Origin of the sequence: Wolbachia endosymbiont of Pentalonia nigronervosa, assembly GCF_014534705.1 — a bacterium.
Classification (GTDB): domain Bacteria; phylum Pseudomonadota; class Alphaproteobacteria; order Rickettsiales; family Anaplasmataceae; genus Wolbachia.
This window is the reverse complement of sequence record NZ_JACVWV010000036.1, coordinates 1-12,383: the sequence shown is the minus strand read 5'-3', so window position 1 is coordinate 12,383 and position 12,383 is coordinate 1. Positions and strand designations below refer to the sequence as shown.

11 protein-coding genes and 1 tRNA gene are annotated in these 12,383 nt (G+C 34.8%); 2 read left to right on the top strand and 10 right to left on the bottom strand.

What is annotated here, in order from left to right; all coding sequences use genetic code 11:
* Window positions 1-177: transposase (locus IC220_RS04370; RefSeq protein ID WP_188153335.1), on the top strand; the 177-nt coding region annotated here is incomplete at its 5' end.
* Entirely contained in the window at window positions 178-495 is a 318-nt protein-coding gene (locus IC220_RS04365; RefSeq protein ID WP_223158776.1) for a hypothetical protein, read from the top strand.
* Here IC220_RS04365 and IC220_RS04360 read toward each other — a convergent pair.
* The 10 genes from IC220_RS04360 to IC220_RS04310 form a co-directional block, all read right to left on the bottom strand.
* Window positions 492-929 (bottom strand): hypothetical protein, encoded by a 438-nt coding sequence (locus tag IC220_RS04360; protein WP_223158775.1) that lies wholly within the window; start codon window positions 927-929, stop codon window positions 492-494. The genes IC220_RS04365 and IC220_RS04360 overlap by 4 nt on opposite strands.
* 130 nt (window positions 930-1,059) lie before the next feature.
* Window positions 1,060-1,134: transfer RNA gene (locus tag IC220_RS04355), tRNA-Gln, on the bottom strand.
* A gap of 387 nt (window positions 1,135-1,521) precedes the next feature.
* A complete protein-coding gene (locus tag IC220_RS04345; RefSeq protein ID WP_188153333.1) occupies window positions 1,522-2,694 on the bottom strand; it encodes an NADH-quinone oxidoreductase subunit D in 1,173 nt (390 codons plus the stop codon).
* Window positions 2,695-2,847: 153 nt separating this feature from the next.
* Entirely contained in the window at window positions 2,848-4,533 is a 1,686-nt protein-coding gene (locus IC220_RS04340) for an ankyrin repeat domain-containing protein (protein WP_188153332.1), read from the bottom strand.
* A 118-nt stretch (window positions 4,534-4,651) separates the two neighbouring features.
* Window positions 4,652-5,761: an ankyrin repeat domain-containing protein gene (locus IC220_RS04335; RefSeq protein ID WP_188153331.1), complete on the bottom strand. Its 1,110-nt coding sequence runs from the start codon at window positions 5,759-5,761 to the stop codon at window positions 4,652-4,654.
* A gap of 108 nt (window positions 5,762-5,869) precedes the next feature.
* The gene (locus IC220_RS04330) at window positions 5,870-6,826 is read right to left on the bottom strand and encodes an ankyrin repeat domain-containing protein (protein WP_188153330.1); all 957 of its coding nucleotides are present in this window, start codon (window positions 6,824-6,826) and stop codon (window positions 5,870-5,872) included.
* A 265-nt stretch (window positions 6,827-7,091) separates the two neighbouring features.
* Entirely contained in the window at window positions 7,092-8,624 is a 1,533-nt protein-coding gene (locus IC220_RS04325; protein WP_188153329.1) for an ankyrin repeat domain-containing protein, read from the bottom strand.
* A 182-nt stretch (window positions 8,625-8,806) separates the two neighbouring features.
* Complete coding sequence (locus IC220_RS04320) at window positions 8,807-10,075, bottom strand: ankyrin repeat domain-containing protein (RefSeq protein WP_188153328.1); 1,269 nt, start codon at window positions 10,073-10,075, stop codon at window positions 8,807-8,809.
* Between the two features lie 79 nt (window positions 10,076-10,154).
* A complete protein-coding gene (locus IC220_RS04315; protein ID WP_188153327.1) occupies window positions 10,155-11,189 on the bottom strand; it encodes an ankyrin repeat domain-containing protein in 1,035 nt (344 codons plus the stop codon).
* 67 nt (window positions 11,190-11,256) lie between these two features.
* Entirely contained in the window at window positions 11,257-12,156 is a 900-nt protein-coding gene (locus IC220_RS04310) for an ankyrin repeat domain-containing protein (RefSeq protein WP_188153326.1), read from the bottom strand.
* Window positions 12,157-12,383: the final 227 nt, after the last annotated feature.

The window sequence follows — 12,383 nt, the reverse complement described above, 5'->3', positions numbered from 1 at the left end:
GATCCCGAAGCTGAAGGATTTCAGGTTATTCCAAAACGTTGGATAGTTGAAAGAACCTTTGCTTGGCTCTCCAATTTTAGGCGCATGAGCAAAGATTACGAACATTCTCCTCTTACCTCAAAAACCAATATTTTCTTTAATATGATTACCGTTATGCTTAATAAATTAGCTACTTAAATGATTTCAAGACATCTTCTTATAATGTCAAATAATTTTTCTCAAGAATTTTTTAATCACTACGAAAAAAACAGCACATCAGATGAGACACAAAAATACTATTTTTTATGGAAATCAGTTATATCACAAGCAATAGCTGACACAAGTAATAAAGGTAAAAAAACAGAAAGCTCAGTGATAAAGCGTAAGGCAATAACTTGGTTCTCAGGTTTAAATCAGGATTTTGTCTACACATGTACGCTGGCTAATTATGACCCAGCATATGTGAAGAAAAAAGTTGAGCCAATTATAGCACGTAATAAAAAGGAGTTTCCCTAGTTTTTCTTGCGAGACGCAAGAAAAATCTCGTATAGTCTTTTGTCTATTGCTTGTTCTATATCTTGAACTAAAAACTGTTTTAGATGATTCATCAATCTTACTGTATCTTCATAGCTACGCTCTTGTTTGCCACTATCATCTGCATAGATACCTGCTTTATTGTTAGCATAAATATCTTTATTACTATATTTTGTATTTAAACATTGCTTGATTTTTATTATTGCTTTTTCTATTAGATACTTCCACTTTATGCTACAAAGCAACTTATAGAGAAAATTAGGTGTAAAGAGTGCTACCAATATTCTGATAGACATTCCATAATCTAAATTATCTTTGTTATCATAACACCATTTAAAATACAGATATAGTTGAGAAAATGCATTTCTTGGCGAGCTAAATTCTACAGCATAATGCAAGCCATGACTTAAGCACATTAATACAATACTAAATGCATAAAGGTATATCGTAATGAAAAATAACTTTACGAATATATCCTTAAAACTACCCAGTATGTAGTTCAATAATCTTAATTTATAAAATAATGATATCATTTTATTAACCCAATGGCTGGGGTGGAAGGATTCGAACCTTCGCATGGCGGTATCAAAAACCGCTGCCTTACCACTTGGCTACACCCCAATACTATTAATCCAAAAAATTTATTTTTTCGATTGGTATGACAGGTTGACTATAAGAATGTCTTCTCTCAATTTTTTCTATCACTTTATCAACTTTTACCTTTCATAATCGTCACCACTTCATAACTATCATCTTCCCACAAGTATAAATAATTTACTTCAGGAAATATGTTTACACACACACAACTTAGCCTCCAACAATTCCGTAGAGATCACTTCAGCTTCTTCAACATTTGAAAAAGTTGTATAGATAAAAACTAAATTGCTCATTCAAAATGCCCTGTCATTATACTTTGTCAAAATCTATTTATCAAGAAAAAAATAATTCCACTTAAAAAGATCAGATCAGTCACAATAGACCTCATACTATCCATTATATAAAAAAAAATTACCTATCAATCTCACCAAAGACTATATCGAGAGAACCGATGATTGCTGAAACATCAGCAATCATATGACCTTTTGCCATGAAATCTAAAGCCTGCAAATGCGCAAAGCCGGGAGCTCTTATGCGGCATCTATATGGTCTATTTGTCCCATCTGAAATGATATACACCCCAAATTCACCTTTCGGAGCCTCAACTGCAACATAAGCTTCACCTTTTGGCACATGGTATCCTTCTGAGTAAAGTTTAAAGTGGTGAATTAAAGCTTCCATAGATTTTTTCATTTCTTCTCTCGGTGGAGGAGAAATTTTTCTATCCTCAGTTTTCACTGGACCTTTAGGAAGCTTCTCTATACATTGCTTTATCAAACTAATGGACTGCCTAACTTCTGCCATTCTTACTAAATACCGGTCATAACAATCACCATTTTGACCAATAGGTACATCAAAATCTAATTGATCATATATTTCATACGGCTGACTCTTTCTTAAATCCCACGCGAGGCCAGATGCCCGTAACAATGGACCACTAAAACCCCAATCGAGAGCCTGCTCTATTGACATTGCACCAATTTCTACAGTACGTTGCTTCCAGATTCTGTTTTCTGTTAAGAGACCATCTAAATCATCCAAAAGTTTTGGAAATTCATCCATAAATTTGTCAATATCTTCAACTAAGTCATCAGGAATGTCAGCTGCAACTCCACCTGGTCTGATGTACGCCGCATGAAATCTAGAACCTGAAGCTCTCTCATAAAATGAGAGCATTTTTTCCCTTTCTGTAAATAGCCATAAAAGAGGAGTCATTGCTCCCACATCTAATGCTTGAGAGGAAATATTCAGCAAATGGTTTAATATTCTTGTGAGTTCACAAAATAAGACACGTAAATACTGTGCCCTGATTGGAACTTCGCACTTTAACAACTTTTCTACACATAATGAATATGCATGTTCTTGTGACATTGGTGACACATAGTCAAGACGATCAAAGTAAGGTAAAGCTTGCAGATAAGTCTTATATTCTATCAGTTTTTCAGTGCCACGATGCAAAAGCCCAATATGAGGGTCCGCTCTTTCAATAACTTCACCATCCATCTCCAAAACAAGACGTAACACACCATGTGCCGCTGGGTGCTGCGGTCCAAAATTCAACGTCATTGTTTTTAAATCAGGCATATCTCATAACTCAAAGTATTAAATTATGTAGGCTGAAACATATTAAAAGTCAATTAAAAACCCTCTATACAAAGCAAAAGTTAGGCCTCATTTAAATATATTCATGGCTACAGAAGAGCAGCTATCAGAAATCAAGTATAGAGTGCGTGAACTCTATATCATTGAAATTTCTGAGTTACGTCGGTGGTAATGCACTCCCACTATTTGTATTCTATCTGCTTCAGTACTAGGTTTTAGTACTGTGTATACCATGGAACCAACTGCTAGCGCAATTGCAGAAGCTGTTAATATTATAGGCATTGATTCAACAGTAATATTTCCTTCCGCAATAAAAAATACTGCTATTGCAGCCTCAAATGCTGCGGTTAAACAACCAGCACTAACACTCATGATTATTGATTTAAGAAATTGCATTTTTTCTCCTTCCTTCTGCAAACGTTGTTGCATTTTTTCTTCTGCCTCCTCCAAACATTGTTGCATTTCTTCTCTCCTCTCCCAACGTTGTCTTTCATCATCCTCAATAATATATATTGATTTATTCTTAACTAAATCTACCGAAGTGTTACCATTATTATCTTTCAAACAAGGATTTGCATTTTGTTTCAATAATTTCCTTACTATATCTATATAACCCCTTTCAGCAGCATAGTGTAAAGGAGTACTTCTATACTTATCTACTGTATCAACCTTTGCCCCTTTCTCCAATAGAGCCTTTACTACATCTGTACAACCCATTACAGCAGCATAGTGTAAAGGAGTACTTCTATACTTATCTACTGTATCAACCTTTGCCCCTTTTTCTAATAGAACATTTACTACCTCTACATGACCTGCTGCAGCAGCATAGTGTAAAGGAGTGCTTCCCTCACTATCCTTAGCATTAACCTTTGCACCTTTTTCTAATAGAGAATTTACTATACTTATATGTCCACATATAGCAGCATAGTGTAAAGGAATTGTTTCATTTTTATCTTTATCATTAACCTTTGCACCTTTTTCTAATAGAGTTTTTACCACATTTGTATATCCACATATAGCAGCACAGTGTAAAGGAGTTATTCCATCTTTATCTTTAGCATGAACATCTGCACCTGCAGCAAATAGGACCTTCACTACATCTATACGACACTCTCTAACAACATAGTGTAAAGGAGTGCTGCTATACTTATCCACTGTATTAACCTCTGCACCTTTTTTTAATAGAACATTTACTACATCTACATTAGCAGCATAGTGTAAAGAAGTTATTCCATATTCATCTTTAGCATTAACCTTTGCACCTTTTTCTAATAGAGAATTTACTATACTTATATGTCCACATATAGCAGCATAGTGTAAAGGAATTGTTCCATCTTTATCTTTAGCATTAACTTTTGCCTCTGTTTCTAACAAAGCATTTACAACATTTATATGTCCACATATAGCAGCACAGTGTAAAGGAGTTATTCCATCTCTATCCCCAGCGTTAACTTTTGCCCCTTTTTCTAATAGAATCTTTACTATATTTATATAGCCACTTTCAGCAGCATAGTGTAAAGGAGTGCTTCCCTCGCTATCCTTAGCATTAACCTCTGCACCTTTTGTTAATAGAACATTTATTATATTCTCTAGGCCACAGTAAGTGGAAATATGCAATAATGTACCTTTACCTATATATTCATCATACTGAAGTTGAAACAAGTGATTAACATCAAATCTCTCGTTTTCCCACTTTTGATATTCATCTTGAGGCAAAACTTCTGCTAATCTATTTCTTATTTCCTCAATGATGTGGTCTGGATCTAATTTGTTAATAAAGCTTATTTCACCTAATATTTTTTGCCAGTCCTCAACACGCATAATTTTCCCTCTAAGTTAATATTATAAGAGCCCAGAGTTATAACATTTCTACAAAAGAGTCAAATCATTTTTTGCTAGAGCTGCACTACACTTGTTAATGCAGCAATCTCATAGACCTCTAATTACCTAGATTCAGTGCTTCTTTAGAGTTTGTTACAGTTTCCTGTATTTCATTTACTTTAGTACCAGGTTCTTTAAATGCATGATATACAATGTAACCAACCGCTAGTGAAACCAATGCAATTGCCATAGCTGTTAGTATCATATACTTTGGCTCCCAAGGAATATACTCTACTGCAGTCAAAGCCGCTGCTACACCAGCCCCACCTACTGCAGTTCCTAGAGTTGCACCACCAGCAGCAAAATTTCTTTTCTTTGTGAATTCTAAACGTTGTTCCATTGCAGTTACTACATCCTGCCACTGTTGTTTTTCATCAGCACTCAAATGAAATTTAATCTTACCATTAACTACCTTTGTAGCTAACCCTAGTTGAGTGTTTCCATAGTTATCTTTAGCATTAACCTCTGCATCTGCTGCTAGTAGAGCATATACTACATCTATACGACCACTTCCAATAGCACGGTGTAAAGGAGTGCTTCCATTTATTTTATCTTTAATATTAACCTTTGCATCTTTTGCTAATAGAGCCTCTACTACCTTCACATAACCCTCTCCAGCAGCGTAGTGTAACGGAGTGCTTTCATTTATTTCATCCTTAATATTAACATCTATACCATTAACCGCTAATAGAGCCTTTACTACCTCTACATGACCATTTAAAGCAGCATAATGTAAAGGAGTGAGTCCATTTTTACTTTTAATATTAACATCTATACCATCTACCGCTAATAGAGCCTCTACTACCTGTATATGACCCTTTCTAGCAGCGTGGTGTAAAGAAGCGAGTCCCCTTTGATTTTTAGTATTAACATGTATATCATTTATCGCTAACAGAGCTTTTACTCCATTCTCTAGTCCCCAACCAGCAAACAGATCCAATACTGTATACTCACCTGTACCTTTATTACCTTCAACTTGAAACAAGTGATTAAGATTAAATCCCTCATCCTCCCACTTTTTATATTCATCTTTACTTAAAACTTGTTTTAATTCGTCTTTTAATTCCTCAATTATATTTTCAAACTTAAAATTTGGATCAGCATTTTTTTTATCCAATATTGCTTGATTTATTTTACCTAATATTTTTTGCCATGTTTCAACACGCATAATTTTTCCTTGATTAATATACAATATATTAAGATTATAATATTTTTATTAAAAAATCAACTATTTTTTACTGCACTACACTTGTTAATGCAGCAATCTCATAGACCTCTACTTACCTAGATTCAGTTCTTCTTTAGAGTCTGTTCCAAGTGCTGGTATTTCGTTTATTTTAGTACTAGGTTCTTTAAATGCTTGATATACAATGTAACCAACCGCTAATGAAACTAATGCAATCGACACAGCTATTGGTATCATATACTTTGGCTCCAAAGGAATATACTCTGCTGTAGTCAAAACCGCCACTACCCCAGCCCCAAATGCTGCAGCTGAACAACCAACAGTTACACTAGTTATCATTACTGATTTTAAATATTGTCGCATTTTTTCTTCCACTTTTTCTTCCGCCTCTACCAAACGTTGTTTTTCACAACTCCCAACAAAAGGCCACATTTTGTGATTCTCAGCTAAATTTCTCGGCGTTTTACCATCATTATCCTTCAACAAAGGGTTTGCATTTTGTTTTAAGAAAACATCTACTAAATCCATATGGTACACTTGAGCAGCAAAATGTAATGGTGTTCTTCTATGCCTATTTATAGCATTAATCTTTGCACCGGCTGATAATAGAGCATTGACTACATCTATACGACCCTTTTCAGCGGCATAGTGTAAAGGAGTGTTGCCAAATATGTCTACAACTTCAACATCTGCACCATTTTCTAATAGAGCCTTTACTACACCTGCATCCCTAGCATAATGTAAAGGGGTTTTCCCATATTTATCTATAACATTAACATCTGCACCTTTTTCTAATAGAGCATTCACTACATTCTTTAGGCCAAAACTGGCAGCAATATGCAATAATGTTTGGTGATTTATATCTTCAAAACCTTCAAAACCTTCAAAATCTTCAATGTATTTAACTTGAAACAAGTGATTAACCCCATTATTCCATTGTTTTTGGGGTAAAACTGCTGCTAGTATTTCCTCAATTATCTGGTCTGAATTTAAACTTTCAATAGAGTTGACTTCACTTAATATTTTGTACCATTGTTTATAATGCACAATTTTTTCTTGATTAATATATTAAGATTATAATATATTATATTAAATATATCAATCATTTTTAGTGCTTAAGATCTGCACTATGCTTGCACAAAGTTTAATGTAGCAAGTTATATGTATCTTCTTCAGACCTCTTGCAGAACCTATTTCTGATGTCAATTTTGTTGCCAAAACTTGCTTACGCTCCTCAAATACATCCTGCGGTGCTCGCCTACGTTTCTCCTAAAATGTTTCTCACCATAAATCAGTTTTGCAAGAGGTCTTTTCATAAATCTCTAACGTAGATCTCTGGATTATACCCTACAAAGGTTTGCGCCTTGTCTACCTCAGCATTAGGTTTTAATGCTTTATGTATAATACAACCAACCACTAGTGCAATCACTACAACTGCAATCGCTATTAGCAGCATATGCTTTGGCTCAATAGGAAGGGCTTCTTCCATAATAAGCAACGCTGCTAGCCCAGCTCCACATGCTGCAGTGAAACAAACAACACTAACATATACCTTAGTTGGGTTAAAAAGTCGCATTCCTGCCTTCTTCTCAAGCTTTTTCACGTTATCTTTCTCAGCTAAACTTTCTAAACTCGACATAGGGTTTTTTGCTAGAACATCTACTATATCCACATAACCCTTTTCAGCAGCATAGTATAAAGGAATATTTCCATATTTATCTCTAGAATTAACATCCGCACCTCTTTTTAATAGAGTATTTACTATATCTAAATAACCCATTTCAGCAGCATAATGTAAAGGAGTTTTTCCATCCTTACTTCTGATACTAACGTCTGCATTTTTTTCTAATAGAGCCTTTACTACATCTGCATTAACAGCATAATGTAAAGGAGTTTGTCCATATTTATCTACAGCATTAACATTCGCTTTTGCTGCTAATAGAGCCTCTATTACCTCTACATAACCTTCGTTAGCAGCACAATGTAAAGGAGTTTGTTCCCATTCATCTTTAGCATCAACTTTTGCATCTTTTTCTAATAGAGCCTTTACTACCTCTACATTAACAGCATAATGCAAAGGAGTTTGTCCATCCTTATCTCTAGCATGAACATCTGCATTTCTTTCTAATAGAGCTTTTATTACATCTACATAACCTGCGTTAGCAGCATAGTGTAAAGGAGTTTTTTCATCTCCATCTCCAACATTAACATCAGCATCTTTTACTAATAGAGCTTCTACTACATATACATTAACAGCATAATGTAAAGGGATTTTTCCATATTGATCCACAATGTTAATATCTGCACCATTTTTTAATAGAGCCTTTACTATATCCGCACCACCACTCTTAGCAGCATAATGTAAAGAAGTTTCGCCATATTTATTAACAGCATTAATATTTGCACCGTTTTCTAATAGAATATTTACTACATCTGTACTAGCAGCACAATGTAAAGGAGTATTTCCATATACATCTACAGCATGAATATCTGCCTTTGCAGTTAATAATGCTTTCACTACATCTGCATCAGCAGCACAATGTAAAGGATTGATGCCACTTCCATCCACAACATTAACATTTACACCTGCTGTTAATAGAGCATTGATTATGTTTCCTAGATTCAAACAAGCAGAAATATGCAGTAATGTAGCTACTTGATTACTGACACCTTTATATTGAAATTTAAACAAGTAATTAAGATTAAAATCCTCGTCCTTCCACTTTCTATACTCATCCTGATCTAAAACTCCTTCTAACCTGTTTATTATTTCCTTAATCGAATCTTGACCCTGACTTTTATTGTTTATTTCACTTAATATTTTTTGCCAATCTTCAGCACGCATAATTTCCCCCTAGATCAATATGATAATAGCCCAGAATTATAATACTTCTAAAAAACAGTCAAATTATTTTTCACTCCTAGCACAAACATCTGCATCTGTTACTAATAAAATTTTTACTATAGAGCCAAATAAAATTGGGTTTACAAGACGTGATAGAAAAGCAATAAAATTGCATCTGTTAGCTACTGATGCTGACTCCGAACCACGTTCCCTCTTCCTACTTGTATTGCATTTACTCTAGTCTTAGGTGCAAATAATTTATACGTCATAACACCAGTAACTAGTGCAACTACTGCAACTGCAGCAAATACTAAAGGTACATGCCTTATATCGATGGTAATGTCTTTTTTTATAATAAGCCATATCGCCAATATTATTCCAAATGCTGCCGTTAAACAACCAGTAACAGTGCCTATCGTAATTGGTTTATAAAATCGTTTGTCTTCCGTTTTCCTCAAAAGCTGCCTGACATCATCATTCAAAGCTAAGTTTCTTGCAGTGTAACCATGCCTATCCTTTATTAAAGGATTTGCACCGCTTTCTAATAACATTTCTACTGTGCCTATATTACCACGTAAAGCAGCCCAATGTAGAGGAGTTCTTCTAAAAATATTCTCTACTAAATCAACCTTTGCACCTGCTACTAATAGAACATTGACCGTATTTATATGACCACGTTCAGCGACCAAATGTAGAGGAGTCTTTCCAAACTTATCTCTAGAATCAATATTTATACCTTCTCTTTTTAGCAGAATCTCTACTACATTTATATGACCGCGCAAGGCAGCCCAATGTAGAGGATTTCTTCCAAAAATATTCTCCTCTATGTCAATCTTTGCACCTTTTCTTAATAGAGCTTTTACTATATCTACACGATTATCTTCAGCAGCATGATGTAAAGGAGTATTTCCACATTTATCTCGAACATTAACCTTTGCACCTTTTTCTAATAGAGCATTTACTATATCTGCATTGCCACTTAAGATAGCCCGATGCAAAGGAGTACTGCCATATTCATCCTTAATATTAACATTCGCACCGTTTTTTAATAAAGCATTTACTGCTCTTCTTGCACCGTGAAAAGCAGAAATATACAATAATGTGCATTGATTATCTATGTGTTTACTTTGAAATGGAAACTGGTGGTCAAGATTAAATTCGGCATCTTCCCACTTTCCATATATATTTGGATATTTTACCTCTAATTCTCTTTTTATTTTATTAATTATCTCGTGATAACTTAAATCTTGCATTATCTCGTGACTACTTAAATTCGGCACGATCTCCTGGCGACTTAAATCTTGCACAATTTCTTGATGACTTAAATCTGGTACAACCTCTTGATAACTTAAATCTTGCACAATTTCTTGACGACTTAAATCCGACGTAACCTCTTGATGGCTTAAATCTTGCGCAACATTTAATATCCCTTTCCATTCTTTATCCTGCATAATTTTCCCTAAAAATTACAACTCTTTCATTAAGAAATTTAGAAAAACCTAAAATTCATGCTATTCTTACATATAGATACTACAACTCTTGTATCTGCTGCTCTTCCCCTCTAATTGTTTGTGTTCTCTCTATCCTAGTACTAGGCCCTGCAGATAAAACTCTATCAAGTGCTTGATATAAACCAGCACCAATTGCTAGCACAACTATTGTTATGAATGCTAGCATCATACGCGTTCCTATAGTAGCAACGCCTTCTTCTTTAATAAGCCATATCACTGCCATAGTTTCAAATATTATAGTTAAAAAGCTAACAGTAATACCTATTGTTACCCTTGCTTGAAAAAGCCGTTTTTCTTCTGCCTGTCTCAAAAGTTGCTCCACATCACCTCTTAAAGTTAAGTCTCTTGAAGTGTAACCATGCTTATCCTTTAATAAAGGATCTGCACCATTTTCTAATAGAGCTTGTACTATGCCTACATTACCACGTAGAGCGGCCCAATGTAGAGGAGTTCTGCCAAAAATATCCTCTACTGTATCAATCTTTGCATTTGCTGCTAATAGCATCCTAACCGTATTTACATAATCATGCTCAACAACCAAATCTAGAGAAGTTTCTCCACCTTGATCTACAGCATTAACCTGTGCACCTTCTGAATTTCCTGCACTTCCTTTTAATAGAACCTCTGCTGCATCTTTACTACCAAGTCTAGCAGCACACTGTAAAGGAGTTTCCCCATCTTGATCTACAGCATTAACATTTGCACCATTTTCCAACAGAACATTTACTACATATGCATAGCCATTTCCAGCAGCACAATGCAAAGGAGTTACATCATCTCCATCTATAGCATTAACATTCGCACCGTTTTTTAATAGAGTTTTTACTACACTTCCTACGCCATAATAGGCAGAAATATGCAATAATGTGCATTGACTCTCTATATTTCTACTTTGAAATTGAAACTTGTGATCAAGATTAAATCCTCCATTCTTCCACGCTTCATACACGCCCCGATATTTTGCCCTTAGCTTTTTCTTTATTATATCAATTATATTTTCACTATTGAGATCTTGTACAACATCTAATATTTTTTTCCACTCTTCATCACGCATAACTCCTCCTTAACTTAGTTGACCTTTTTATTAAAAAAATAAAATTATTTACTCTAAAACCTAATACTCATGCTATACATGCAGATACTACAACTCCTGTATCCGCTTCTTCTTCCCTAATTGTTTGTGCTCCCTCTACCCTAGTGCTAGGCTCTATATGTAAAGTGTTATCAAGTACTTTATATGCAGTAATACCAACTGCTAATGCAACCATTGTAATGAACATTAGTACCATAGGCATTTTTCTAATATCAATGCTTCCTTCTTTAACAAGCCACATTGCTATTACAGCTTGCAGTACTGCAGTTACAAAGCCAACAGTACCACTTATTATTACCTTTGATTGCAGAAGTTGTCTTTCTCCTACATTCCCAGAAAATTGCTCTCTTTCTTGATCCCAAATTAAATCTTTTGGAGTTCTACCATAATTATTTTTCAATGAAAGATCCGCCCCTTTATTTAATAAAGCCTTTACTACATGTTTACGATTATCTTCAATAGCATGATGTAAAGGAGTGTCTCCACCTTGATCTACAGCGTTAATATCTGCGCCTTTTGCTAATATAGCTTCCACTATAGCTGCATCATCGCTTATGACAGCCTGGTGTAAAGGAGTTCTGCCATATCCATCCCTAGCATTAACACTAGCACCGTTTTCTAATAGCACATCTACTATGATTCCTGCCCCATGAAAAGCAGAAATATGCAATAATGTGCATTGATTCTCTATATTTCTGCTGTGAAATGGAAACGGATAATCAATATTAAATTCGGTGTTCTCCCACTCTCTATATATATTTGAATATTTTACCCCTAATTCCTTTTTTATTTTATCAATTATCCCTTGATAACTTAGATCCTGCACAACATCTTGTATAATCTCTTGATAGATTAAATCTTGCACAACATTTTGATATTCAACATCCTGTACAACATTTAATATTTCTTTCCATTCTCCATCACGCATAATCCCTCCTACAACTTTTTTTTAAGAAAACTAGGTAGTGTAGACATTCAAAAAGAAAGGAGTTATAATAACAATTTTTGAGAGAAGCTAAGGATGTTATACGACTTAAAAGATAAGCAATGGGAAAGGATAAAGGAGAGTTTACCCGGAAAGAAAGGGGATAGTGGAAGGAGTGCAAAGGACAACAGAAAGTTCATAGCAGCAGTGATGTGGATAGGGCGAACAGG